The 24,540-nt window shown below is 60.7% G+C and carries 33 protein-coding genes; 13 read left to right on the top strand and 20 right to left on the bottom strand.

Annotation, left to right across the window (positions count from 1 at the left end):
- Positions 1–41: 41 nt before the first annotated feature.
- From AADW18_RS18170 to AADW18_RS18195, 6 genes are all read left to right on the top strand, one after another.
- Positions 42–416 carry a DUF4440 domain-containing protein gene (locus AADW18_RS18170; protein ID WP_337344813.1) on the top strand — a complete coding sequence of 125 codons (375 nt, stop codon included), beginning with the start codon at positions 42–44 and terminating at the stop codon, positions 414–416.
- A 467-nt stretch (positions 417–883) separates the two neighbouring features.
- On the top strand, positions 884–1,426 hold the full coding sequence (locus tag AADW18_RS18175; RefSeq protein ID WP_337344996.1) for a dihydrofolate reductase family protein: 543 nt from the start codon (positions 884–886) through the stop codon (positions 1,424–1,426).
- Positions 1,427–1,817: 391 nt separating this feature from the next.
- The gene (locus AADW18_RS18180) at positions 1,818–2,192 is read left to right on the top strand and encodes a DUF6463 family protein (RefSeq protein WP_337344814.1); all 375 of its coding nucleotides are present in this window, start codon (positions 1,818–1,820) and stop codon (positions 2,190–2,192) included.
- A gap of 116 nt (positions 2,193–2,308) precedes the next feature.
- Positions 2,309–2,716 (top strand): RidA family protein, encoded by a 408-nt coding sequence (locus tag AADW18_RS18185; protein ID WP_337344815.1) that lies wholly within the window; start codon positions 2,309–2,311, stop codon positions 2,714–2,716.
- On the top strand, positions 2,713–3,069 hold the full coding sequence (locus tag AADW18_RS18190) for a hypothetical protein (RefSeq protein ID WP_337344816.1): 357 nt from the start codon (positions 2,713–2,715) through the stop codon (positions 3,067–3,069). Before AADW18_RS18185 ends, AADW18_RS18190 begins: the two co-directional genes overlap by 4 nt.
- Positions 3,070–3,325: 256 nt before the next feature.
- Positions 3,326–3,634 carry a hypothetical protein gene (locus tag AADW18_RS18195; protein WP_337344817.1) on the top strand — a complete coding sequence of 103 codons (309 nt, stop codon included), beginning with the start codon at positions 3,326–3,328 and terminating at the stop codon, positions 3,632–3,634.
- A gap of 74 nt (positions 3,635–3,708) precedes the next feature.
- Here AADW18_RS18195 and AADW18_RS18200 read toward each other — a convergent pair whose 3' ends face one another.
- Complete coding sequence (locus tag AADW18_RS18200) at positions 3,709–4,113, bottom strand: RidA family protein (protein WP_337344818.1); 405 nt, start codon at positions 4,111–4,113, stop codon at positions 3,709–3,711.
- A gap of 247 nt (positions 4,114–4,360) precedes the next feature.
- Between AADW18_RS18200 and AADW18_RS18205 the strand changes: the two genes are divergently transcribed.
- Positions 4,361–4,750, top strand: a complete 390-nt coding sequence (locus tag AADW18_RS18205) for a DUF488 family protein (RefSeq protein WP_337344819.1) — start codon at positions 4,361–4,363, stop codon at positions 4,748–4,750.
- A gap of 187 nt (positions 4,751–4,937) precedes the next feature.
- Here the strand turns inward: AADW18_RS18205 and lolD are convergent, their stop codons facing one another.
- The 9 genes from lolD to AADW18_RS18250 all read right to left on the bottom strand — a co-directional run bounded on the left by lolD (position 4,938) and on the right by AADW18_RS18250 (position 11,383).
- The gene (gene lolD / locus AADW18_RS18210; RefSeq protein WP_337344820.1) at positions 4,938–5,672 is read right to left on the bottom strand and encodes a lipoprotein-releasing ABC transporter ATP-binding protein LolD; all 735 of its coding nucleotides are present in this window, start codon (positions 5,670–5,672) and stop codon (positions 4,938–4,940) included.
- Entirely contained in the window at positions 5,665–6,912 is a 1,248-nt protein-coding gene (locus tag AADW18_RS18215; protein WP_337344821.1) for a lipoprotein-releasing ABC transporter permease subunit, read from the bottom strand. Before AADW18_RS18215 ends, lolD begins: the two co-directional genes overlap by 8 nt.
- A 48-nt stretch (positions 6,913–6,960) precedes the next feature.
- The gene (locus AADW18_RS18220) at positions 6,961–7,335 is read right to left on the bottom strand and encodes a hypothetical protein (protein ID WP_337344822.1); all 375 of its coding nucleotides are present in this window, start codon (positions 7,333–7,335) and stop codon (positions 6,961–6,963) included.
- A gap of 28 nt (positions 7,336–7,363) precedes the next feature.
- The gene (locus AADW18_RS18225) at positions 7,364–7,615 is read right to left on the bottom strand and encodes a succinate dehydrogenase assembly factor 2 (protein WP_337344997.1); all 252 of its coding nucleotides are present in this window, start codon (positions 7,613–7,615) and stop codon (positions 7,364–7,366) included.
- A 51-nt stretch (positions 7,616–7,666) separates the two neighbouring features.
- Positions 7,667–8,449 (bottom strand): succinate dehydrogenase iron-sulfur subunit, encoded by a 783-nt coding sequence (locus AADW18_RS18230; protein WP_337344823.1) that lies wholly within the window; start codon positions 8,447–8,449, stop codon positions 7,667–7,669.
- A 115-nt stretch (positions 8,450–8,564) separates the two neighbouring features.
- A complete protein-coding gene (gene sdhA, locus AADW18_RS18235; RefSeq protein WP_337344824.1) occupies positions 8,565–10,358 on the bottom strand; it encodes a succinate dehydrogenase flavoprotein subunit in 1,794 nt (597 codons plus the stop codon).
- Positions 10,359–10,361: 3 nt separating this feature from the next.
- Positions 10,362–10,745 (bottom strand): succinate dehydrogenase, hydrophobic membrane anchor protein, encoded by a 384-nt coding sequence (gene sdhD / locus AADW18_RS18240; protein ID WP_337344825.1) that lies wholly within the window; start codon positions 10,743–10,745, stop codon positions 10,362–10,364.
- On the bottom strand, positions 10,742–11,137 hold the full coding sequence (sdhC, locus tag AADW18_RS18245) for a succinate dehydrogenase, cytochrome b556 subunit (protein ID WP_337344826.1): 396 nt from the start codon (positions 11,135–11,137) through the stop codon (positions 10,742–10,744). Before sdhC ends, sdhD begins: the two co-directional genes overlap by 4 nt.
- Positions 11,138–11,194: 57 nt before the next feature.
- Complete coding sequence (locus tag AADW18_RS18250; RefSeq protein WP_337344827.1) at positions 11,195–11,383, bottom strand: DUF1674 domain-containing protein; 189 nt, start codon at positions 11,381–11,383, stop codon at positions 11,195–11,197.
- Between the two features lie 39 nt (positions 11,384–11,422).
- Here AADW18_RS18250 and AADW18_RS18255 point away from each other — a divergent pair, with 39 nt between their 5' ends.
- Positions 11,423–12,286: a folate-binding protein gene (locus tag AADW18_RS18255; RefSeq protein WP_337344828.1), complete on the top strand. Its 864-nt coding sequence runs from the start codon at positions 11,423–11,425 to the stop codon at positions 12,284–12,286.
- 95 nt (positions 12,287–12,381) lie between these two features.
- On the opposite strand, the gene AADW18_RS18260 is transcribed toward AADW18_RS18255, so the two are convergent.
- The 8 genes from AADW18_RS18260 to AADW18_RS18295 form a co-directional block, all read right to left on the bottom strand.
- Complete coding sequence (locus AADW18_RS18260) at positions 12,382–12,783, bottom strand: VOC family protein (protein ID WP_337344829.1); 402 nt, start codon at positions 12,781–12,783, stop codon at positions 12,382–12,384.
- A 250-nt stretch (positions 12,784–13,033) separates the two neighbouring features.
- The gene (locus AADW18_RS18265) at positions 13,034–13,588 is read right to left on the bottom strand and encodes an NADPH-dependent FMN reductase (protein ID WP_337344830.1); all 555 of its coding nucleotides are present in this window, start codon (positions 13,586–13,588) and stop codon (positions 13,034–13,036) included.
- Between the two features lie 133 nt (positions 13,589–13,721).
- Positions 13,722–15,989, bottom strand: a complete 2,268-nt coding sequence (locus AADW18_RS18270) for a thiamine pyrophosphate-dependent enzyme (protein ID WP_337344831.1) — start codon at positions 15,987–15,989, stop codon at positions 13,722–13,724.
- A gap of 94 nt (positions 15,990–16,083) precedes the next feature.
- Positions 16,084–16,746 carry a glutathione S-transferase family protein gene (locus AADW18_RS18275; protein ID WP_337344832.1) on the bottom strand — a complete coding sequence of 221 codons (663 nt, stop codon included), beginning with the start codon at positions 16,744–16,746 and terminating at the stop codon, positions 16,084–16,086.
- Positions 16,736–17,269, bottom strand: coding sequence for a hypothetical protein (locus AADW18_RS18280; protein ID WP_337344833.1), 534 nt, complete (start codon positions 17,267–17,269; stop codon positions 16,736–16,738). Before AADW18_RS18280 ends, AADW18_RS18275 begins: the two co-directional genes overlap by 11 nt.
- Entirely contained in the window at positions 17,239–17,790 is a 552-nt protein-coding gene (locus AADW18_RS18285; RefSeq protein WP_337344834.1) for a GNAT family N-acetyltransferase, read from the bottom strand. Before AADW18_RS18285 ends, AADW18_RS18280 begins: the two co-directional genes overlap by 31 nt.
- A 218-nt stretch (positions 17,791–18,008) precedes the next feature.
- Positions 18,009–19,172, bottom strand: coding sequence for an acyl-CoA dehydrogenase family protein (locus AADW18_RS18290; RefSeq protein WP_337344835.1), 1,164 nt, complete (start codon positions 19,170–19,172; stop codon positions 18,009–18,011).
- 143 nt (positions 19,173–19,315) lie between these two features.
- Entirely contained in the window at positions 19,316–20,137 is an 822-nt protein-coding gene (locus AADW18_RS18295) for a glycine zipper 2TM domain-containing protein (RefSeq protein ID WP_337344836.1), read from the bottom strand.
- Between the two features lie 173 nt (positions 20,138–20,310).
- On the opposite strand from AADW18_RS18295, the gene AADW18_RS18300 reads away from it, so the two are divergent.
- Together AADW18_RS18300 and AADW18_RS18305 are read left to right on the top strand one after the other, a co-directional pair.
- Positions 20,311–20,529, top strand: a complete 219-nt coding sequence (locus AADW18_RS18300) for a DUF6116 family protein (protein ID WP_337344837.1) — start codon at positions 20,311–20,313, stop codon at positions 20,527–20,529.
- An 8-nt stretch (positions 20,530–20,537) separates the two neighbouring features.
- Positions 20,538–21,326 carry a TatD family hydrolase gene (locus AADW18_RS18305; RefSeq protein ID WP_337344998.1) on the top strand — a complete coding sequence of 263 codons (789 nt, stop codon included), beginning with the start codon at positions 20,538–20,540 and terminating at the stop codon, positions 21,324–21,326.
- A 146-nt stretch (positions 21,327–21,472) separates the two neighbouring features.
- Here the strand turns inward: AADW18_RS18305 and AADW18_RS18310 are convergent, their stop codons facing one another.
- Complete coding sequence (locus AADW18_RS18310; RefSeq protein ID WP_337344838.1) at positions 21,473–22,297, bottom strand: tRNA threonylcarbamoyladenosine dehydratase; 825 nt, start codon at positions 22,295–22,297, stop codon at positions 21,473–21,475.
- 73 nt (positions 22,298–22,370) lie between these two features.
- Between AADW18_RS18310 and AADW18_RS18315 the strand changes: the two genes are divergently transcribed.
- Together AADW18_RS18315 and AADW18_RS18320 are read left to right on the top strand one after the other, a co-directional pair.
- Positions 22,371–22,787 carry a hypothetical protein gene (locus tag AADW18_RS18315; RefSeq protein WP_337344839.1) on the top strand — a complete coding sequence of 139 codons (417 nt, stop codon included), beginning with the start codon at positions 22,371–22,373 and terminating at the stop codon, positions 22,785–22,787.
- A 144-nt stretch (positions 22,788–22,931) separates the two neighbouring features.
- Positions 22,932–23,414, top strand: coding sequence for a glycine zipper 2TM domain-containing protein (locus AADW18_RS18320; RefSeq protein ID WP_337344840.1), 483 nt, complete (start codon positions 22,932–22,934; stop codon positions 23,412–23,414).
- 160 nt (positions 23,415–23,574) lie between these two features.
- On the opposite strand, the gene AADW18_RS18325 is transcribed toward AADW18_RS18320, so the two are convergent.
- Positions 23,575–23,784, bottom strand: a complete 210-nt coding sequence (locus tag AADW18_RS18325) for a cold-shock protein (protein ID WP_337344841.1) — start codon at positions 23,782–23,784, stop codon at positions 23,575–23,577.
- Positions 23,785–24,014: 230 nt separating this feature from the next.
- On the opposite strand from AADW18_RS18325, the gene AADW18_RS18330 reads away from it, so the two are divergent.
- Positions 24,015–24,500, top strand: coding sequence for a DUF456 domain-containing protein (locus tag AADW18_RS18330; protein WP_337344842.1), 486 nt, complete (start codon positions 24,015–24,017; stop codon positions 24,498–24,500).
- Positions 24,501–24,540: the final 40 nt, after the last annotated feature.

The following is a 24,540-nucleotide window of genomic DNA, read 5'->3' on the forward strand; positions in this document are numbered from 1 at the left end:
CGGCTTGGTTCAGGCGTTAGGCCGCACGGACACAATGCTGCATGCAAGACTTACTTGAGCATCTGCGCAACCTCGAGGTGGTGCTTCATCATCCTGGGGTTCGCTTAAGTCCAGAGCAACTGGAAGCCATACTACATCCCGACTTCCACGAGGTAGGCCGTTCGGGGACACAATACGATCGCCGGACGGTCATTAATTACTTGAGCCACAACACCACCCAGCCGGATGTAGTGTCCGATGATTTTGCTCTCTCTGATCTGGCACAAGGCGTGGCGTTGCTGACTTATCGCTCGGCGCACCGTGATGTGGATGGCGCCTTGATCAATCACACCCACCGCGCATCCATGTGGGTTGAGACATCGTCGGGCTGGCAGCTTCGGTATCATCAGGGCACGCCGGCTGCGGCACCTTGGTAGGTCTACACTTCCAGGCCAATGGCGCTACGGCCTAACATTCATTCGAGCCGAGCGCGCTTTGCGGTTCGGTCTAATCCAGGCAGATGGCAAGGGATCGTTCAATGGCGCTCTTTGATGCATTTGACCTACTTGGCCTTCTGGAAGGCGCCATGTGGCGCTTCTTTGTGCCCACGACTCTCGGGATCGGAGTTGGCTTGGGCATTTACTATGCATGGGGCAAAGATCCGGCAGGCGCTGCAGTTGCGTTTGTCTGCGGATTGGCCGGCGTTTGCGTCGGATTTGTCTGGGAGTTCAGTCATGGGCGGCGGCGGTGAGTCGGCTGCCTCCAGACAGTTCAGTCACGCCGAATCCGCTTCGCGGATCGACTTGATTCGGGCATTCGGCGTCATCACAGTGGCATGCGTGAGCCTGATCGTTCTTCGAGACCGCAGGAGGTTCAAGTGTCTGTATCGGTGCTGTTTATGTCCATGTCCTTCGACGGATACATCGCGGGTCCAAACGATGAACCCAACAACCCCGGCGGCGATGGCTTTATGCGTCTGCATGAATGGTTTGGGGACTTTTCCAGACCGGCCGGAGCGCTTGGAGAAATGTGGGACGAATGGAACCCGCCAGGTGCAATAGTGGCTGGCCGACGCACCGTGGAGCAGGTCGATCACTGGAGCGGCGACAATCAAGGTGTTCCTATCTTCGTACCCAGTCACCGGCCACCGGGGCCTTCGGTGGCTAACTATCCGCTGGTGAAGTACGTGCTCGACGGGATCGAGAGCGCCATGAGGCAGGCCAAGGCCGCCGCCGGAGACGGCATTGTGCTGGTGCATGGCGCGTATACGGCGCAGCGGGCGCTTGAGGCTGGCGTACTGGACGAGTTGCAGATACACCAGATCCCCGTGTTGTTCGGTGGTGGCCGTCGAATGTTCGAGCTGTTGCCGTCGCGAGTCGAGTTGGAAATCGTCCGTGTGATCGACACCCCGGAGGCCACACACCTCCGCTATCGCGTTCGTCGCTGAGCGGTGGTGCTAACAATTCATTCAAGCCGAACCCACTCCGCGGCTCGGCTTTATTCAGGCGTCAGGCGGTAGGAGACTTCAAGATGGATCCACCAGACTTCGCAGCAAGGCCGCTTTTCCTGGCCGCACGATTCCTATTGTGGCTTGCCTGGGATTTCCTGTTCCTCACCATCGCATGGTCCATTGGCTGGCCCATTTGGCGATTGCTATCCTTCGGTAGGTTCCCGCATGTTGGGCTTCGCGAGTACGAGGAGTCGGGTACGGGAGAGGCGTTCCTGGTCTGCGGTGCAGGCTTCTGTGTTCTCGTCGCAGTAGTTTGGTTGCTTTCCAACCACTATGGATGGCAATAGTGCGACGGCCGCCTAGCAATTCACTTCAGCCGGAGAGTGTCGTGATTCACTGGTTTGGCCGTTGGCTCATGGCGGTTGCCGCGTTGCACGTGACGATCGCCGTCGTGCAATACCACGATGTCTTGGCAACGGTCGCACAACGGGGCGTGTTCAACACCGTCGCCGGTTCACCAGAGATTGGCGCCGTCGTATGGTCGCTGTTGTTTGGTGCAGTGGCCTTCATCGGTGGATTGGCGGTCTCCGCTCTTGAGAGATCCGGCGCCGCCTTACCCAAGTCGCTGGGCTGGTGCCTGCTTGTTCTGGCCGCTGTCGGCGCGGCTTTGGTGCCCGTGTCAGGGTTCTGGCTGGTGTTTCCACCCGCGATAGGCATTGTGGCAAGGAAATCAGGCACTAACTCGCGCCTGCGCGAGCCGTAACAGTTTATTCAAGCAGGTGTCGCTTCCCGGGTCGGGTTTCCACTCAGGAATATCGAGTTATCAACGGTCACGCAAAGTTGCCTGTACCTGCCATCCATAAACAGGAGACCTAATCAATGACGCTCCAATGCATTAATCCCGATAACCTACCGACTCCGGAAATGTACACCCAGGTGATCGTCGCCACGGGCAGCAAGTGGGTATTCATCTCGGGCCAACAGCCCGAAGACATACACGGAAAACTCGTCGGCCATGGTGACTTTGCGGCCCAGGTGCACCTGGCATTCGCCAATCTCGGACGTGCCCTCGCTGCTGCAGGCGCCGTGCCTGAACATGTCTGCAAGATCACAGTCTACGTTGTCGACTACAAACGCGACGAACATGTGCCGATCATCGAAGAGGCCCAGATAGCACTGTTCGGAGATCACAAGCCAGCCAACGTGATCGTCGGGGTAGCCATGATGTCGCCGGGCTACCTGATAGAGGTTGACGCCTTTGCAGTTATCGACCAAGGATCACCATGAAAGCATTCTGGAATGATTGTGGCCAAGGGCCAACCTCCGAGTCTCCTGTGGATGTCAGCCTTGAGCAGGCTCAGCTACTTTGGTCGGACAGCCGCGGTATGGAAGGTAATTTTCTCGGTCTCGTTGACGATCTCGGCAACACAATCCAGTTCTATTTCAATGCCGGAATTCCTGATGACGTCGAGGACGCGCGCCATCTCAGAATTGTTCTCCTGGACTTCCCTGTTCCTGAGAAGCAAGGTTCTTATTCAAAGCTGGTTACCATCGGCGAGGTGCATGAGCTGATTGCAACAGCCTTCCGCGTTGGCGCACGCCATCAATCGTTCAGCGGCTTAAGGTTTGACGCATGGTGATGCTCGTGTCCAGCCAGATGCGCGGCATCTTTACGGCTGTGACGGGTCAGTTGCGGCGGTCTTTTCGCGGCGAGCTTAAGTCTTGGAGCGAGCTATGCGGCTATTTCTACTAACAGCAACAGCAATCGTGTGCTCCTCTTGTGCATCGGCGCCACGGCTTAGCGATCCTATGATATGCAAGCAATTAGACTTGTGGGCCAGAACCGTGCCAACCGGCCAATCGAGCACTGTCAGGTTAGTTCGGGGAGGCACATGGTTGGTCAATCATTACAAGACCTGCGACCACACCAATGGGGGCAAGGCGGCAGGCGCCTTCTGTGAATGGCTCATGGAGAACACTTCGACCGAATTCATGGAAGCAAACATAAACCTGTCCATGAGTTGCCTTCAAGGTCAACGCATCGCCGGCGTGGTTGGAAACACCGGCATTGAATCGTGGTCAGGCAGAGCATCTTTCTACAGCCCGCAGCTGGATGCAGATGTCAACATTGACCTGGAGTACTCGCTCGACAACTCCCCAAGCAGCGGGGAGGATTTCCTTCAGTTCACTGTTCGAGCTCAGTAGTTTGCAGCCAAGTGCACCTGTAACCGAACCCACCTATCTCTCCAGTCCAATCGCGCCCCCGGAGGATGTGGGAGCTATACAGCATCGTCGACAACCGCAATCGCATCGACCTCAATCAGATAATCAGGATTGGACAATGTCGCGATTCCTACCAGTGCGTCGGCTGGTTTGTGTTCCCCGAATAGCGTCACACGCGCATCTTCGATGATCGGCAAATACTCCCTTTTATGGTTAACGACGTAGATCGTGATCTTGGTTACCTGATCAGGCCGGGCGCCGCTGGCAGCAAGCGCGCGACCGAGATTGGCAAACACTTGGCGCGCCTGAATCGCCAGGTCACCGGCGCCAACAAGGTTGCCTTGCTTGTCTTCGGGCTCTTGCCCTGAGATGAAGACCAGCCTGGTTCCGGTCGCGACGACGACATGACTGTAGGTCAAGGGCGTGGGCAGGTCCTCTGGGTTGATGCAATTGAGCGCCATGATTGGGTTCCGGTGACTGGCTGTGACGTGTTCGTGAAGTATCGCATTGCCCCAGCAACGGCAGCGACGCGGGGACTGCCAATGACGCCAGCACGAACGCTTCGGTACCCAGGCGATCTACCGGCTGGTTACGAGATAAATTACGATCGATGCCGTACCCAAAGATGCAACGGTTGTGTTGCGCCTACATCCACCTGGGTTCTCCGCGCCGCCCGTAATGCGGCCGTCATGCAGGGGTGTTTCCAATATGGCCATTCGAGTAGTCAGACTAGGGACGCCGCGGGCACCGAACGAAGGGCTACGCATCGGTACGGTACGCCGGCCGCCACGTGGCGTACCCAAAGCCCAATTCTCCTCGCAGAATTGGTACGACGTGTGGTTTCCCAATCTGGCGCCGTCGATTGAAACGATGAAGCGCGGTCAGGCCGCCAAGACAGAGGCCGAATGGAAGACGTTTGCTAGGAAGTACCGTGCGGAAATGTCCAGCCCGGATGCGACGCATGCGATCGCACTGCTGGCGGCTTTGTCGCATTCCACACACTTTTCCGTGGGCTGCTATTGCGAGCAGGAAGCACGGTGCCATCGTTCTATTTTGCGAGCACTGCTGGCGGAGCAAGGGGCCGAGTTTGCGAAGTGATTCAAGAAGGGGCCGGCAGGCAAACGCCGGCGGGATTATCCACAGCGGGCGAGCAGGCGATAGTCGACCGCGATGTCGCTCATAGGAGCCGCCACCGGCTGCTAACTCCCCGGTCGATGGTTCGGGTAGAAGCAAAAAGCTCGCGCCGAGACGGCACTCCCACCTGACCATGTGGTGACGAAGGACATCACACCTCTTCTGGCGACAATTCCCGCAATTTGCCTTCATGCAATTCCAGCACACGATCCAAGCGCCGTGCGAGGCGTCGGTCATGGGTGACCAGGACCAGGCTGGTTTTCTGCGCTCGGTTGAGTTCCAGCATCAATGCGAACACGGTGGCCGCGGTTTTTTCGTCCAGGTTGCCGGTGGGCTCGTCGCCCAACACGCACGCCGGCTGATTGACCAAGGCGCGCGCTACGGCGGCACGCTGGCGCTCGCCACCGGATAATTCGCCCGGTTTATGCGCGATGCGGTGGCCCAGGCCCACCTGCCCTAGCAATGTTTCAGCGCGTTTTGCGGCCGTCGCGGCGTCGGCGCCGCCCAGCATCACCGGCATCATCACGTTCTCAAGCGCGGTGAATTCTGGCAGCAGGTGATGGAACTGGTAGACGAAGCCCAGCGAACCGTTGCGCAGTTGACCGCGTGCCGAATCGGACAACGCCGACATCTTCTGCCCAGCGACGTAGACCTCGCCCGCTGTGGGCGTGTCCAGTCCACCTAACAGGTGCAGCAGCGTGCTCTTGCCGGCGCCGGACGCACCGACGATGGCAACGGTTTCCCCGGCAGCGACCGACAGTTCCAGTCCATCGAAGACCGGTGTGCGCATCTTGCCTTCCGCATACGTCTTGCCGAGGCGCTCCGCGCGAATAACATCGGTCGCGGCTGTTCCTGCCTTTTGCACATTCGTCTCCCGGTTACTCATAACGCAGCGCCTCCGCCGGTGCGGTACGCGCCGCCCGCCACGCCGGATACAGCGTAGCCAGGAAACTCATCGTCAGGGCCACCAGGGCAATCATGACCACGTCGCTGCTTTGCAGGTCGTACGGCAGCCCGGTGATGTAATACACATCCGACGGTAGCAGGGTGACGTTGAAAGCGGTCTCGATGGCGCCCAGGATGCGTTCCAGATTCATTGTCAGCGCTACACCGCCGATCACGCCCAAGACGGTGCCGATGATGCCGATCAGCGAACCTTGCACCATGAAGACCTGCATCACGCCACGCGGCGTCAGCCCCAACGTGCGCAGGATGGCGATGTCAGCCTGCTTGTCGGTGACCAGCATGACCTGCGAAGACACCAGGTTGAACGCGCCCATGGCGATGATCAGCGACAGCAGAATGCCCATCACCGTTTTTTCCATTTTCAGCGAGTGGTAGAGGTTGGCGTTTTCGCTGGTCCAATCGCTGATGCGGTATGGTCCTTTCAGATCGACGGCCAAGTCGCGTGCCACATTCCAGGATTGGTCCATGTCGTGCAGTTTCAGCCGCACGCCGGTGACGCCCTCGCCCATCCGCAACACGCGCTGCAAATCGCCCATATGGACGATGGCCAGATTGCGATCGATATCGTTATGCCCCACGGCGAAGATGCCAGTCACGTTGAAGCGCTTGATCCGCGGTGAAGAACTCATGGCCGAGTGTTGCAAGGCGGTGGTCGTCACCAGCACGGTATCGCCGACATCCACTCGCAGCCAAGCTGCCAATTCCTGACCCAACAGAATATTGAATTCCCCGGGTTGCAGCGAATCCATTCGTCCCTTTTTCATCTTGTCAGCGAGTACCGAAACCTTGGGTTCTTCGGAAGGCAGCACGCCGCGCACCATGGCGCCCTGCGGATCGGCGTTGCCGCTCAGCATGGCCTGCACATCGATGAAAGGCGCCGCACCGGCCACGCGGGAATCCTTCATTGCCATATCGACGGCGTGAGGCCAGTCGTGCATGTCTTCTCCGGCGCCGCTGACCGTCGCATGGGCGGTCATCTGCAACAGGCGGTCGCGGATTTCGCGCTGGAAGCCGCTCATCACCGACAAGGTGGTGATCAGTACGGTCACGCCCAGGGCAATGCCGAGAATGGAGGCTAGCGAGATAAAGGAGATAAAGCCGTTGCGGCGCTTGGCGCGCAGATAGCGCAGGCCAATGGAAACGGGGATAGGTTTGAACATTAGGGCCTGGCGGCGTTGGCGCGAAGGAGCACGAGGTGCACGTCGCGGCTATGGTGCCATCCCGGGCCGGCGGCGCGAAGCGTCTTCAAGGCCCGCGGCCAGACGCAGTTCACGTCGGCGCTCCGGCGGCAGGGTGTCGGGCCACCAGGACAGTCGCTGGCGGCCACCGCCGGGCTCTCGCCAGGTCACGAAGGCCAGTGGCCCCCGCCACTGCACCACGACGCTCTCAACGGCCTCGCCATCGATCTGGACGGAGCCGTCATTGCCCGGGAATACCAGGTGCCTGGGCGGCCTGCGGCGTTCCCGACGCATCGAAGAGAACGTATAGGCCAGCACACCTACGACCGCAAGCCAGGCAGCCCAGCGAGGCATTTCCGATAGCAGTACCGACGCAGCGGCCAACAGGCCGAGCACGACAAGCACGCCTTGCAGCCAATACGAAGGACGCCATTCAAGGCGGCAGCTGACGGATCCGCTGGATAAGCGATGCGAGCGCGACATCTGGACAGTGCTCATAGCCCATGAACCAGCGCCAGAGCTTATCGTCCTCGCAATCGAGCACCTGTAGGAAAACCCCGCGCTCTTCGTCGGGAGAATGCGACCAGCGCTGTGCCAGGTAGCGTTCGAACAGTTGGTCTAGTTCGCGCATGCCGCGGCGGCAGCGCCAACGGATGCGTTTGAGTTCCGGATCGTCGGCGTGCATGCCTTTTGAGCTCATTCGCTCCTTCTCCCTCAAAGGGAGAAGGATTCAGCATCAGGCGCGACGCGCCAGCATGAGCTTCTTGATCTCGGCGATAGCCAGCGCCGGGTTCAAGCCCTTCGGGCAGGTGCGCGCGCAGTTCATGATGGTGTGGCAGCGATACAGCTTGAATGGGTCTTCCAAGTCGTCCAGGCGCGCACCGGTGTCTTCGTCGCGCGAATCGACGATCCAGCGATAAGCCTGCAACAGGATCGCCGGACCCAGGTAGCGTTCGCCGTTCCACCAATAGCTGGGGCAGGACGTGGAGCAGCAGGCGCACAGGATGCATTCGTACAAGCCGTCCAGCTGCTTGCGGTCTTCCGGCGACTGCAAGCGTTCGCGATCCGGCGGGGCCGGTGTCTGCGTGCGGATCCAGGGCTTGATCGATGCGTACTGCGCATAGAAGTGGGTCAGATCCGGCACCAGATCCTTGACCACGTTCATATGCGGCAGCGGATAGACCGGCACTTCGGCCTTCTTGCAGTCGCTGATGGCGCGCGTGCAGGCCAGCGTGTTGGTGCCGTCGATGTTCATCGCGCACGAACCGCAGATACCTTCGCGGCAGGACCGGCGGAAGGTCAGCGTGGGATCGATCTCGTTCTTGATCTTGATCAGCGCGTCCAGGACCATCGGACCGCAAGCGGCCAGATCCACCTCGTAGGTGTCCACGCGCGGGTTCTGTCCGTCGTCCGGGTTCCAGCGATAGACCTTGAAGGTACGCGGCTGCTTGGCGTCCTTGGCGGGAAAATGCTTGCCCTTGCCGATCTTGGAATTTTTCGGGAGTGCGAATTCGGCCATTGCTTACATCCGGGAATGGGGATTGGGGAATTGGGAATGGGAGAAGCGGAAAGCAAAAAGCGATGGAGCCGTGCTTTTACGATTCCCGTTTCCCGACTCCCTATTCACGGCTTCATCAGTAAACGCGCGGCTTCGGGGGTACAACGTCCACGTCTTTGCTCAACGTGTACATGTGCACCGGGCGGTAATCGAAGCTGCATTTGCCCTGCTCGTCCACGTTGACCAGGGTGTGCTTGTGCCAGTTGACGTCGTCGCGGTCCGGGAAATCCTCGTGCGCATGCGCGCCGCGGCTTTCGTGGCGCTGTTCGGCCGAGTTGATCGTGGCCACGGCGTTGAGCAACAGGTTGTGCAACTCGTAGGTTTCGATCAGGTCCGAGTTCCAGACCAGCGAGCGGTCGCTGACTTTGACGTCCTGGAAGGAGTCGAAGATGTCGGCCATCTTCTCGCAGCCTTCCTTCAGCGTCTTGCTGGTGCGGAACACCGCAGCGTCGCTCTGCATAGTGCGCTGCATGCGGTCGCGGATGACGGCTGTCGGCGTGTCGCCATTGGCATTGCGCAGCTTGTCCAGCTGCGCCAGCGCCTTGTCGCAGCTATCGGAAGGCAACGGCTTGTGCGGCGCATTGGTCTTGATGGTCTCGGCACAGCGGTTGGCGACTGCGCGGCCGAACACCACCAGGTCGAGCAGCGAATTGGAGCCCAGGCGGTTGGCGCCATGCACCGACACACAAGCCGCTTCACCAATGGCGTACAGGCCGGGCACCACTGAATCCGGGTTGTCGCCGACCTTGCGCACCACTTCGCCGTGGTAATTGGTCGGAATGCCGCCCATGTTGTAGTGCACGGTGGGGATGACCGGGATCGGCTGCTTGGTGACGTCCACGCCTGCGAAGATGTGCGCACTTTCGGCGATGCCGGGCAGCTTCTCGTTGATCACTTCCGGGCCGAGGTGGGTCAGGTCGAGCAGGATGTGATCCTTGTGCTCACCAACGCCGCGGCCTTCGCGGATTTCGATGGTCATCGAACGCGACACCACGTCGCGCGATGCCAGATCTTTGTAATGCGGCGCGTAACGTTCCATGAAACGCTCGCCGCTGCTGTTGCGCAGGATTCCGCCCTCGCCTCGCACGCCTTCGGTGATCAGGCAGCCGGCGCCGTAGATACCGGTGGGATGGAACTGCACGAATTCCATGTCCTGCATCGGCAGACCCGCGCGCAGCGCCAAGCCGCCGCCGTCGCCGGTGCAGGTATGCGCCGAGGTGGCGCTGAAGTAGGCACGACCGTAACCGCCGGTGGCCAGCACCACGCCGTGGGCGCGGAACAGGTGCAGTGAGCCCTCCGCCATATCCAGCGCCAGCACGCCGCGGCAAACGCCTTCCTCGTCGAAGATCAGGTCCAGCGCGAAGTACTCCACCATGAAACGCGCGTCGTGCTTCAGCGATTGCTGGTAGAGCGTGTGCAGCATCGCGTGGCCGGTGCGGTCCGCGGCAGCGCAGGTGCGCTGCGCCGGCGGGCCTTCGCCGTAACGCGTGGTCATGCCGCCGAACGGGCGCTGATAGATCTTGCCTTCTTCGGTGCGGCTGAATGGAACTCCGTAGTGTTCCAGCTCGATGATGGCCGGGATGGCCTCACGGCACATGTACTCGATGGCGTCCTGGTCGCCCAGCCAATCCGAACCTTTGATGGTGTCGTAGAAGTGATAGCGCCAGTCATCTTCGCCCATGTTGCCCAGCGCGGCGGAGATACCGCCCTGCGCGGCAACCGTATGCGAGCGGGTCGGGAATACCTTGGTCAGGCAGACCGTCTGCAAACCTTTGGCAGCCAGGCCGAAGGTGGCGCGCAGTCCGGCGCCGCCAGCGCCGACCACGACCATGTCGTACTTGTGTTCGGTGATCTTGTAAGCAGATGTCATGAATCAGTTCCCCAACGCGATGCGGACCACGGCGAATACGCTGGCCAGCGCGCCAAGGATGCAGACGAAACGCACCGCGATCTGCGCGGTCAGTGCCCAGCCGTGGCTATGTACGTAGTCCTCGATAACCACCTGCATGCCCAACTGAGCATGCCAAAAGGTGGACACCAGGAAAGCCACCATCAGCACCGCATTCCATGGCTTGGCCACGGCGGCGGTGGCGTTCACGTAATCCGCGCCAATCAAGCCGATCACGAAGTAAAGAAACCAGCACGACAAAAAGATCAACGCGATGGCCGTCAACCGCTGCACCATGAAATGGCCAACACCTTCCTTGGCCGAGCCCAGGCCGCTCGCGTTCTTCAGCGGGGTGCGATAGCGGTTCATGCCAGGCCTCCGCGCATGACGACCAGCACCCATAACACAGCGGTCAGCAGCAGGCTGCCGATGGCCGCGATCCAGCTATTACGCACGAACGCGGCGATGCTGTAGCCATAACCTGCATCCTGCAGCAAATGGCGGATGCCGTTGATGAGATGAAAGATGAAGGACCACGCCCAGGCGAGCAGAAACAACTGGCCCAGCCAGGAACCCGCCAGGCTCTTGTAGCGGTTCCAGGACTCGGGACCGGCGACCAGGGAAAGCATTCCGGCGGCGATCAGCAAGGAGCCAAAGGTCAGGAAGATGCCAGTGCCTCGATGCAAGATCGAGGTCACCATCTGGATCTGCCAACGGTACACCTGCAGGTGTGGTGAAAGCGGACGTTCTGGGGTCGCCATTCGCTGCGCTCGTTATCTCGGCTGGGCGGTCGCTAGACCGCGTTGGCTAAATGCTGATCAAAAATCGATGCAGCGTCCGTTTTTTTCCCAATCCCCATAACGCGTGGGCTCCAGCCCGCCGCGCCCGCCTATCTCCTTATGCGCCGTCTCCGTCCCTGCGGACGGCTCACTGGTCGGCAACCGCCCGCTATCGGACGACTGTGTTCCAGCATCGGGCTCGGGGATGGGAGGGCTTTGGCCTATCATGGGGATCTCGCAACGCACAAAATTTTAATCCTCGCCCCCTTGGCTGACAACCATTCCCCTACCAAGCAAGCATTTTCCACGGTTCCGAACTACTCGGCCGTGGTGCTGGATGGCGTCGACGCGACTGCTTTCGCCCACGCCCAATTCGCCAATGACGTAGTGGGATTGGCGCCGGGCCATTGGCATTGGAACGCCTGGCTAACCCCCAAAGGCCGCGTGATAGCGGTGTTTGCGCTGTTGAAGCTGGCCGAAGACCGTCTTCTGCTGGTGTTGCTGGATCACCCTGCCGACGAGTTCGTCGCCCAACTGCGGCGCTTTGTCTTCCGACGAAAGTTGAAGATGGAGACGCTGACCGATTGGCATGTGTCTGGCGCGCTGATCGAACCGGAAAACGCCTCCGGTGCGCAAATTGCGCAGAAAGAAGGTGAGATCGAGTTGGATTTCGGCGGGCATGGGGGGCCGCGCTGCCTGCGCATCGCATCGAATGGCGCCGCACTTGAGCCCCCTGCGACACAGGAATGGACGGCCTACGATCTTCGCCATGGCCTGCCCCGCCTCTCTGCCGCGCAGCGCGAGCAATGGACACCACAACAGCTGTCGCTGGACAGGCTGCAGGCTTATAGCGTCAAGAAAGGTTGCTATCCCGGCCAGGAAATTGTCGCGCGCACGCATTTCCTGGGTAAAGCCAAGCGCGGGTTGGCGGCGTTCGAAGCCGACGGCGTAGTGGAGCCCGGCACATCCGTCAGTGATGGCAGCCGTGATATCGGCGAAATCGTCAGTACGCTGCCCGGCGTGGTCACATTGGCATTGGCGGTGTTGCCGCTGGATCGTCGGCCTGGTGATTTGAACGCCGGCGCCATTCCACTGCGGGAAGTGCCGCTGCAAGACGGATTGGTGCGCTAGCCAGCAGCTGCCGGGGGCCAAAGTGGTTCGAATGACGTGGAAGCAAAGAGCCGCGGAACACGCTCCGCTCTACGTCAGAGCGAACCTGCTTCTCGTTACTTCACCGGCCCGCCAATTGACCATATGTGGCCGAAAGGGTCTTTGATCTGGCCGTAGCGCATACCCCAGAACTGGTCGTCCAAAGGCATAAGCACCGTTGCGCCAGCCGCCACAGCGCGCTCCCACGCGGCGTCTGCATCCGGAACATCCAGATGAAGCGTGCAGCTAGCCCCGCCCAGTCGCGTAGGCGCTTTCGCGCCCTGCTCACCGAACTCCGGGAAGTCGTCGTGCAGAAACAGCGCGCCGGCTCCCAGCGTCATATGCACGTGCATCAATCGCTTGCCGTCGTCGGCGGGATGTTTCGCCTCAAGCGTTGCACCGAAAGCTTTCTCATAGAAGCTGATCGCCGCTTCGCCATCATTGACGACCAGATGAGGAATAAGTGTGGGATTGTTCATAGATATCTCACCCTCGCAAAGTTCGTATGGATCAGACGAACGGCCGTTCCGTCGCGAGCTCAGGAAGGTATTTGCGACGAGCAAGAAACATATCCCCTGGTTGCATTCGGAATGGCGTGGAAAATTATCTAGACCTCTTCATGACGAGCCCCTACCCTTTTTAGACAACGCGGACGAAACCGTGCGATCGCGACTTGACCAGCCATTCGGCGCCTAAAAATCCGTCGCCTCTATAAAAGCTCAGGATTTTTCATGCTTGGTGCTGCTTCACCCAGGCCGCATATTTGTCCGCGAATCCTTGCAGGAATTTCTGAGTGCCTTCGCTACTGATGTTGCCTTCGTCGTCGATCAGGCCGTCTTTGAATTGCACATAGACCTCCGGCTGCCCCAACAAGGGAACATCGAGATACATCAGCACATTGCGCAGGTGTTGCTGCGCCATGCTGGTACCGGTGGACCCTACCGAAATACCGATGGCCGCGCCGGGCTTTCCGGCGAAGGAATTGGTGCCCCAAGGCCGCGAGGCGATATCCAAGGCGTTCTTCAGCACGCCAGGAATGGAGCGGTTGTATTCGGGGGTAACGAACAGCAGCGCATTGGCCGACTCGATCTGTCGCTTCAACTGCGTGCACTCAGCCGGGTAGCTTTCGTCGAAATCCTGATTGTAGAGCGGTAGGCGATCGATGCTTATGTAGTCGAATTCGAAATCGTCCGGCACCAGCTTTTCGACTGCCTTGGCCAGCTTTCGATTGAAGGACGCCTTGCGCAGGCTGCCGACGAACACCGCGACCTTGAGTTTGGCCATGAAACGCTCCCGTGGAATGTCCGCACAGACTATGCCTGGAACATGTAAGCAGGGTGTCAATTCGGCCTAGCCAATTCCGCCCTGCGGACCGGGTAGGAGCGGCGGGGCGCCGCTCCTACGCATCTTGCCGAAATCAGTGGCCCGCCAAGCGCGCGGCGGCCGCCACCACATCCTCGTCTCCGGGTAATACCAGGAACGCCGCGCCTGCCAGCGGTGTGTAGGTGTCCACGCCGACGACTCGTTCCAACGGCTTGGCACCCAGCCCGGCTTCCACGATGGCAGTGATGACGCCTTCGCCAACGCCGGCCGAATGACGGCCCTCATCGACGATCAAGATGCGTTCGGCCGATCGAGCCTGCTCGGCAATGAAGGCTTCATTGAGCGGCACCAGCCAGCGCAGATCGACCACTCGTACTTTCCAGCCGTGCTGGACTTCGATACGGCGCGCGGCGCGCAGGCTCATCGGTACGCCGTTGCCGTAGCTGAAGATGACAAGGTCGTTGGCGCCTTCATCGTAGACACGCCCCTGGCCCAGCGGTATGAACTCGTCCTGCTGCGGGTACGGAAACAGCCACTGGCTGTCGCCGGCTTCGTACAAGTCCTTGGTCATGTACAACGCAATGGGCTCCAGGAAAACGCTGACGCGACCGTCCACTTTTGCCAACGCGGTCAAGGTGCGCAGCATCATTGCCGCGTCATCCCCGCGCGAAGCGCAGCCCATCACCAAGCCTGGAATATCGCGCAACGCGGCAATCGAGTTGTCATTGTGGAAATGGCCGCCGAAGCCGCGCTGGTAACCCAGGCCGGCGATGCGCACCACCATGGGATTGCGATATTGGTCATTGCTGAAGAACTGCAATGACGCTGCTTCGCCACGGATCTGATCGCACGCGTTATGGAAATACGCCAGGTACTGGATCTCGGGCACCGGCAGCATGCCCATGTTCGCGTAACCCTGGGCCAAACCCAGGATCATGGTTTCGTCCAGCAATGTGTTGAACACTCGGCTGTTCTTGAAAGCCTTGTGCAATCCTTTCGTAACCGTATAGACGCCGCCCTTCTGCGCCACGTCCTCACCGAACAGCAGCGCCTCGGGATACTTGCAGAACAGGTCGTGCAGTGCGTTGTTGATCTGGATTGCCAAATGGCGTGGCGACAGTTTCTCCGGCAGCTTGTCTTCTCCGCCGAACACGGCGATGCGCTTGTCCAGCGGCGCGATGCGCGATGCTTCGGCGGCCACGGCATCCGGCGAGTACGGCGCCAGCGGCGCGATTACCGCTTCCAGTGTGGCGATCTTCGGACGGCGGTCGGCTTCTTCGGCCGCGGCAAAGCAGCGCTTGCGGGTGTTCTCGTATAGCTCCAGCAATGCCTGCTTCGACATCAGCCCCGACTCCAGCGCGATGGCCGCCGAACGCAGCAGCGGGTCGGTTGCCTCCACGGCACATAGTTCTTCGATAGGCCGCCATTCGATTTCGAAGTCGGTGCCGGCATGGCCCATGATGCGAGTCGTGCGCAGGTGCAGGAAGGTCGGCCGGCGAGTGCGGCGGCAATGCTCCACGGCGGCTTGCACTTGGCCGTAACCCGTCGCCAGATCCAAGCCATCGGCGTAGAAGTAATCCAGATCGGCGCGGCCGGAGAAGTTGCGCTCTATCCAGGCACCCGGGGTCTTCACCGAAATACCGATGCCGTTGTCCTCGCAGACGAACAACACCGGTGCCGGTAGCTTTTGGTAGGCCGTCCAGGCTGCGGCGTTGAAGGCGGTTTGCGCGGTGGCGTGATTGCTCGACGCATCGCCGAACGAGCAGATCGCGATGCTGTCGGCGGGGATCGGCAAGGCATGGCCGATGCGCTTGGCCTGCTCGATGGCGACCGCCGTGCCCAGCGCCTTGGGCAGGTGCGATGCGATGGTCGAGGTTTGCGGCAACACCCAAAGCGGCTTGCTGCCCCAGACTTTGTGGCGACCGCCGGAAGCGGGATCTTCCGCGCTGGCTGCGAACGACAGCGCCGAGTCCATCACCGGATCCATGCCGGGCAACTTGCGGAAGCGCTCGGCCATGAAACCGCCGCTGCGGTAGTGCAGGAATGCCGGATCGGTGTGGCGCGTCAATCGCGCGACCATCGCGTTGCCTTCGTGACCGGAACTGCCGATGGTGTAGAAGACCTTGTTCTGCACGCGCAATACGCGCGCCATCAGGTCAAGGTGGCGCGAAATCAGTTGTGATTCCAGCAGCTCCAGAAAGCCTTGTGCATCCAGCGCGCTGCCGTCGAGGATTGACTCGTTGGGTGCTGGCCTGGCATCCACCGGCGCGTCCCATTCCTTCACGAATTCGATGAAGTTCTGGTCGCATATTTCGGCGCGGTTGAGGCCCTTCATACGGGCGGGAATCGGTTTGGCGGTCATGCGGCTTCCGTAGGTCAGGCCTACGCGCCTGACGGATTTTCTTCGCGCTCCCGTCGATGCGGGCGTCGGGGGCGTAGCCCCGACCTACGCTTGATCAGGAAACGGCCAAGCGCGCGGCAACGTCGTCGCTGACGCCGGGCATGTGAACGAAACCCGGCGTGGTAAACACGCGCGACAACCAATCGGTAATTTGGGGAAACTTGTCCAGGTCGAAGCCACCATCGGCAGCGCAGTGGGTGTAGGCGTAGAGTGCGATGTCGGCGATGCCGTAGTCGGCCCCGGTAAACCAATCCGCCGATTGCAGATGCTTCTCCATTACCGCCAACGCCTGTTCGCCGCGCTCGATCAAACGCGGAAGATCGGCGCGGCGCGGCGAATCCAACGGCGTCCAGCCGCGGATGAAACGCGCCACCGCCACGTAAGGCTCATGGCTGTACTGCTCGAAGAATAGCCAGCTCAGCGCTTGCGCCCGCTGCCACGCATCCGCGGGAAGAAAACTCCCTTTCGAATCGAAGCTATCGGCCAGCCAGCACAGAATGGCGTTGGATTCGACCAGCACGCTGCCGTCGGCGCGTTCGATCATGGGCACCCTGCCGTTCGGATTCTTGGCCAGGTACTCCGGCGTACGCGTGGCGCCGTTCGGGCTGTCCACCTCGACCCATTGATATGGGATCTGCAGTTGCTCCAACAACAGGCGCACTTTGTGGCAATTGCCGGAAACCGAAAAACCATGAACCGTCAGAGTCTCAACCGACATGCGCGCGCTCCGTTTCGACGTGAGAGGAAATCAAGTTGGCCTTGGCCAGATCCTTGTCGCGACCGAAAAGGCGAAGGACACGAATCTGTTCCTGCCAAGTCGCAATCGGCACCACATATCCGTCGCACCACACCCGTTGCTCCGCTTCGATGCGAATGGATCGCCAACCTCCATCGGCATGCACTTGCAGATCACCCATTACTTCCAGCGGCATCGGCAAATGACCGAATCGCGCGAAGCGGGAACGGAAGCGATGATCATCGTGTGGCATGCAGGCGATATCGAGGTGCTCTTGCCAGACTGCGATCAGGCGCTCGGCATCGCCGGCACTACACAGCACATCGATATCGGCGGGCTCGATGTTGGCAACGCCGCCCAGCCGCATCGCCGCACTGCCGATAACCCACCAAGGATCGCGGAACGCCTGTGCCATCACCGGCAACGCGCTCGCCAGGGTTGCGAGCAGCCGCGGAGAGATGGCGCCGGCTTGCTTCACGGTTTCGCTGTACGCCGTGCGCGCCATGCTTCGCGGCTTTGCCCCCAGACTTCCACCGGCTTGCCGTGGTGCGGCTCCGGTAGTTCGTCCATGCGCAGGTAACGCGAGCCCAGTTTGGCCGCCACCGTTTTGGAATTCTGATTCGCCGGATCGATGGTGTGAATCACCTCGGTCCAACCCAGATGGTCGAAAGCCCAGTCGATGCTCGCCGTCGCGGCCTCCGGACCGTAGCCTTTGCCCCACGAGGCGCGCACGATGCTCCAGCCGACCTCGGTGCCCGGCCAGCCTTCCGGCTGCCAGGGGCCGACACGTCCGACCCAGCGCCCTGTCGCTTTTTCGATCACCGAGAACATCGCAAATCCCTGCAGCTGCCAGCTGCCCGCCATCGCCGCCAGACTCCGCCACGCGGGCGAACGCGCCTGCACGCCGCCGATGTAACGCATGGCTTCTTCGTCCGCCACGAATGCCGCCCACGGCTCGTAGTCCTCGCGCACCGGTGGGCGCAAGATCAAGCGTTCGGTTTCAAGTTGCAGATTGAAGATGCTCATAAGTTCTCATTCTTTCCTTCTCCCAACGGAGAGAAGGTGGCACGAGCGGCGGACGAGGTAACGAATGGTCGGCTTGCACTGATCGGTCTACCAGTGAGTTGTTCCTCTTCCATCCATCTCTTTGCGTCCAAGCCCTGTCCCACACGCCGTGCGTCCAAGCACGCACGGCCAGTGGCCTGTAAACCGCATCCCTTCCCAACGGGGAAGGAAGATCGGAATCAGAACGCGCTGATACCCGTCAGCTCGCGGCCGATCACCAACTGGTGCACGGTCTCGGTACCCTCATAGGTGATCACGGATTCCAGGTTCAACGCGTGGCGGATGGCAGCGTGTTCGGTAGTGATGCCCGCACCGCCCAGCAAATCGCGGCACTCGCGCGCGATGTCGATGGCCATGCGGCAGTTGTTCCACTTGGCTAGCGATACCTGCGCCGGCTGCATGGTGCCGGCGTCTTTCAAGCGCCCCAGCTGCAGCGACAACAGCTGCGCCAAGGTGATGCGGCGCGCCATCTCGGCCAGCTTGATCTGCGCGCTCTGGGTCGCCGCGACGGGACGCTCGAACAGGATGCGTTCTTTCGAATAGTTCAGCGCTTCGTCCAGGCAGGCGATCGCGGCGCCGATCGGACCCCAGGTGATGCCGTAGCGCGCCTGGGTCAGGCAACCCAGCGGACCTTTAAGGCCCTTCACGTTGGGCAGGCGACTGGCATCCGGCACGCGCACGTTGTCGAAGAACAGCGACGAGGTCACGGACGCCCGCAAGCTCATCTTGTGCTTGATTTCCTGCGCGGTGAAACCAGGCATGCCTTTTTCCAGCACGAACCCCTGGATGCCTTCATCGGTCTGCGCCCAGACGATGGCGATATCGGCCAGGTTGCCGTTGGTGATCCACATCTTGGAGCCGTTGATGACCCAGTCGCCACCATCGCGCACCGCGCGCGTCTTCATGTTGGCCGGGTCGGAGCCGCCATGCGGTTCGGTCAGGCCGAAGCAGCCGATGACCTTGCCCGCCGCCATGTCGGGCAGCCAGCGCTGACGCTGTTCTTCGCTGCCGTAGGCATAGATGGGGTACATGCACAGCGAGGACTGCACGCTGACGAAACTACGGATGCCGCTATCGCCGCGCTCCAGTTCCTGGCAGATCAGGCCGTAGCTGACGGCATTGAGTCCATGTCCACCGTACTGTTCCGGCAGCGAGGAGCCCAGCAGGCCCAGGTCGGCAATTTCCGACACCAACTCTTGGGGGAAGCGACCTTGATCGAAGGCATCGCCGATGATCGGACGTACGCGCTCGTCGGTGAAGCGCGCCACGGTGTCTTGCACCGCTCGCTCCTCTTCGGACAGCAGGGAACGAACGTCAAACAGATCGTACGGATGCAAAGCCATGCGGGAAGAACCGGTTCGGGACAGTCTCACATTGTATTCGGCGCCCCACACGGGCCGTAACCCCCGCGCTGCAAATAGCAGAAAACAACAAGGCCGGCGCAAGCCGGCCTTGTTGAGCATGCTTGTCCGAAAGCTCCGGAAGATCAGCCCTGGTCGGGCGCATCCGCTGATGCAGTCTGAGTGACCACCTGCCCATCGATGACCGGCAAGCGGTCGCTGGCGGGCTTCTCATCCATCCGGACGGTCTTTTCCTCACCATCCAGGCGATAGGTCACCTTATAGCCCACCACTTTCTCGGTATTGCCCATGGCGATCCGGCTGCCGGGCTTGCTACCCATGCGCATGGTGCCGGTGGTGCCGTCCGGATTCTGGTAGGTGACGTTGTAACCGGTTACCCGCGAGGACTCCGAACTCGCGTTCTCGGTGTGGCATTGGCGCTCAGTCCGGGTGACGACCCGGCCGCCGACATGACGCTTGTCCGCCTGGTTGCCGATTACGCCACCGGCGACCGCGCCGGCCACCGTGGCAGCCTTCTTGCCGCTACCGCCGCCGACCTGGTTGCCCAGGATGCCGCCGATCACCGCACCGGCCACGGTACCGCCCGCATTGCCATCGCGTTCCGGAAGGCGCTCCTGTACCACGACGTCCTCGCAAACTTCCCGCGGGGTGGTAGTGGTGGTGGTCTCGCGCACCGGCTCGCTACCGATAACGGTGGCGTAGCGTTTTTCAGTGCTGGTGATCGGATCCACCTTCAGGACGTCCGCATACTCCAGATCGCCGACGGGTATCTGGTTGTCGACGACAGCCGCGTCGTCGGCAATCAGTGCCGGATCGCTTCCGGCGACGGCTTCGGTCGGTGCGAGCTCGGGGGATTTGTCACCGCCCTTCAGGAAAGCGGCCGTGGCCACCCCTCCTACCAGCAGCGCACCCACGGCGACCAGAATAGTGGTGGTATTGCTCTTCATCGCTGCCTCCAAGATACGGGTCTTGCCCGGTTGATAATGTTCATCATTGCACCACTACGAACCTGAACCGAGTCCCGATTTTCGAACACCGAACTTTCTGAAGTGTGAACCGGGCTGCGGTCCGTGCCCTCATGCTAGCGTGTCTCAACGTGCCAACTTCCAAGGCGTTCAACATGGCAAGTCCTCTACTGCTGCCGCTTCTCAACTGGGCCAGGACGCTGCGCTACCCTACGCTCTTCAAGCTGACGGCGGTGCTGTTCCTGGTGAGTGTGGTGATTCCCGACCCCATCCCCCTGGTCGAGGAAATACTGCTGGGCCTGGGCACCTTGTTGCTGGCCAATTGGAAGAGCCGGAAGGCGCCCAGCATCGAACAACCCGGCCCCCGCCGCTAAGGCAAGCCATAGTGCTGGTCGACAGCCATTGCCACCTGGATGCGTCGGAACTGGACCATGATCGTGACGCGGTGATCCGACGCGCGCGGGCGGCCGGCGTGGAGCGACAGATCGTCCCAGCGGTAGACGCCGCTGGCTGGCCCAAATTGCGCGACATCTGCGCCGCTGATGCCGGCCTGTTTCCCGCCTATGGGCTGCACCCGATGTTCCTGTCGTCGCATCGTGACTCGCATTTGGCGGAGCTGCACGATTGGGTGGCGCGGGAGCGGCCGGTCGCTATCGGAGAATGCGGCCTGGATTACTTCGTGGAAGGCCTGGATGCCGAAGTGCAGCAGCGTTTCTTCGAAGGGCAGCTGGTGTTGGCGCGCGATTTCGATTTGCCGGTGATCGTGCACGCGCGGCGGGCGGTGGATGCGGTGATCGCCGCCATCAAACGCATCGGCGGTGCAGGTTCATCGCGGGGTTTGCGCGGCGTGGTGCACAGCTTCTCGGGCAGCATCGAGCAGGCACGCCAGCTATGGGATCTCGATTTTCTCATCGGGCTCGGCGGTCCGGTGACCTATGACCGTGCCAAGCGCCTCCATCGGCTGGTCGCCGAGATGCCGCTGGATCGTTTGTTGCTGGAGACCGATTCGCCTGACCAACCGGATTCGGAAATACGCGGGCAACGCAACGAACCGGCGAGACTGATCTTCATCTGCGAAACCATTGCGCGATTGCGTGGTGAGGAGCCTTCGACCATCGCGTCCGCCACGACGCGCAATGCTGAGCGGCTGTTTGGTATTGGCGGGAGCTGATGATTCTGTGGGGGCGATGTAGTCCAACTTGCGAAGAAGCCAAAGCCTTGGACGCGGAAAATGCGGATGAGGCATTGATTGTTTTCCACTCGTGGTCATCCGCATTAATCCGTGTCTGAAGCTTTGGCTGTTCTTCCGGTCGCGACTTACGTCGCTCCCACAGCCATGTCTACAGGGGACATGGCGTGTTTCTTGGAAAGCAGCTCCAACGCCTTCGCCACCATGGCGAAGGCAAAAGCGCCAGTGATGTGCGTGGCTGCACCCAAGCCGGCACCGCAATCCAGTTTGAGCGCCGCGTCCGCGCTCAACTGCGGGCGCAGGCCGCAGACGCTTCCATCGGCCTGCGGATATTTGACGTTCTCCAGCGAATACACCGCCTGCACGCCGAAGTAGCGATCAGGATTCTTGGGGAAATTGAATTCGCTGCGCAGCTTTTTGCGTATCAACGCCAGCAACGCATCGTGCTCGGTGCGTGACAGATCGCGCAGGCGAATCTGCGTCGGGTCGGTACGGCCGCCAGCCGAGCCGGACACCACGATGGGCAGTTTTCGGCGGCGGCACCAGGCAATGGTTTCCACCTTGGTGCGAAAACTGTCGCATGCATCCAGCACTAGATCGAAATTGCGATCCAGCAGTTGTTCCAGGTTGCTGCCGGTGAGGAACGACGGTATGACGTCGACGTCGATCAACGGGTTGATGGCGCGGCAACGTTCCGCCATTGCTTCGGCCTTGTTGCGCCCGTACTGGCCCTCCAACGCTGGGAGCTGTCGATTGGTGTTGGAAACGCAGATGTCGTCGGCATCGATCAACGTAAGGTGCCCGATACCGGAACGCGCCAAAGCCTCCACCAGCCAGGATCCCACGCCACCCAATCCAACGACGGCCACGCGGCTGCGCGCATAGCGTTCCACCGCACCTTGGCCATAAAGACGGTCGATGCCGGCGAACCGATCTCTGAGTTCTTTCTTCATCTCACTATTGTAGACGTGGCGAAACCCGCAATGCGCGTCGTACTATGCCGACACCTATGAAGGAGCCCGCCGCATGGCCAGCAACGCATCTCGCTATTTCTTCCTGTTCCTGATCGGCCTTTTAGTCGGCGCAGTCGCCACAGTGATGGCGGTACGCGCTCTTCAAGCGCGTCAGGATCCCTATCCCGACAGCGTGATGCATGTGATGGACAAGCACTTTGGCCTACTCAACCAAAAGGTGACGCAGAATCGTTGCGCTGCCACCGACACCATACCGCATGTACGCGCGTTGCGAGTGATGGCCAACGATCTGGAAATGGCCTTCCCGGGATTGGCGGATGACCAACGTTTTTCTGGTCACGCCAGCCAGTTCCGCGCCAAGCTCGACGCGGTGCTGACCGCACCGCCGACCGACTGCGCCGCCGCCACCGCCGTGGTCGAACAAGCCAAGGAAAGCTGCAAGGGCTGTCATCAGGATTTCCGCGGCTGAATTGAGGCTGACATCGCGCCATAGGCGGTTGACTGGGTTGGCATTCGGTTCACGTGAGTACGTACAGGATGCGTGACACGCGGTGCTGAGGCATCGCGACACACGAACCAACACAGTGTCTGCACAAAGACTCAGGAGAACCCAATGAATATCCGCATGCTTGCTGTGGGCACCATCGTCGTCACCGCGCTGGCTGGTTGCGCCACTACTTCGCCCGGCTATGGCGGCGGTGGTTATGGTGGCGGTGGTTACAGTTCCGCTCCGGCTTCGTCCCGATATTGCGCCGACTGCGGCATTGTCGAACGGATCGAAGTGGTCCCGTCAGGCCGTAGTGCCCCATCCGCCACCGGCGCCATCCTGGGTGGCATCGTCGGCGCGGTCGCCGGCCGCGAGATTTCGCAGCAGACCGGCGGCAGCGATGGCAACAAGAATGTATCCACCGCGGCTGGTGCTGTCGCCGGCGCGGTTGCCGGCAACGCCATCCAGAAGCGCACCACCGGCGACACGTACAACCTCACCGTGCGCATGGACGACGGCCGCCGTGTGGTGATCAACCAGCACGACCTGGGCGGTATCCGCGAGAACACCTACGTCAGGATTCAGAACGGAAAAGTGGTACTGCGTTGAGTGGCTTTCGCAAAAGCGCCGTTCCACGGCAGTGAAAATGAAACGGCCCTTTAGGGCCGTTTCCTGTTTTTCTTGCGACAAAAAAAAAGCCCGAACAATGTCGGGCTTTTAATCGTGGGAGCCGCGCAACAAAGCGTGGCGACCCTGCAATGCGACTAGATTACAGCGCCTGTACCTTGTCGGCCTGCAGGCCTTTTTGGCCTTGCACGACCTCGAAGCTGACCTTCTGGCCTTCTTTCAGACTTTTGAAGCCCTGGCTCTCGATGGCACGGAAGTGCACGAACACGTCTTCACCGTTTTCACGGCTGATAAAACCAAAGCCCTTGGCATCGTTGAACCATTTCACGGTTCCGTTTTCACGGTTAGCCATTTACTTACTCCTTGAAGCGGGTGGTGGAAAACGCCTGGTGGCGGCTGGTTGCAAGGAGGAAGCGAGGTTCAAACGATGTAGCGGATCATGGATCTACCGCATCAGGCCACGATTCACGGTGACCTTGGCAAACACAGCGGCCGCACAGTAACTCGGCATTTGTGAAAATGCAAACATTGTGCCGCGCCCGTAAGCTACCCCCAACCCGTTGATTCCATTAGGAGAATTTCTTGGATCCCCAGTCGCTCTACTACGTCCTTGCCGTGGTCCTGATTTTGGTCGGCATTGCGGGGGTGGTTCTGCCGGCCCTGCCCGGTTTGCCGCTGGTCTTCCTGGGCATGTTGCTGGCGGGCTGGGCGGGCGATTTTCAACAGATCGGCTGGGGCGTCCTGGTGGTGTTGGGATTGCTGACGCTGGTGTCGGTCGGGGTCGACGTCTTCGCCACGGTGGTCGGGGCCAAACGCGTGGGCGCCAGCCGGAAAGCCTTGCTGGGCGCGGTCCTTGGTACCTTCGCAGGATTGTTCTTCGGACCCGTCGGGCTATTTGCCGGACCCTTCGTGGGCGCCCTGCTGGGCGAGCTTTGGCATAGCCGGGAACTGGGCCAGGCGGCCAAGGTGGGGCTAGGTACCTGGCTGGGTATCGTGGTCGGCGTGGTGCTGAAGCTGGGGCTGGCATTCGCTATGTTGGGATTGTTCCTGTTCGCGTGGTTCTTCTGATTACCAGCCGCTTCGCCGCCTGGGGCACAATCCTGGGCGT

It is taken from the genome of Pseudoxanthomonas sp. CCNWLY206-1 (genome assembly GCF_039710385.1).
GTDB lineage: Bacteria > Pseudomonadota > Gammaproteobacteria > Xanthomonadales > Xanthomonadaceae > Pseudoxanthomonas_A.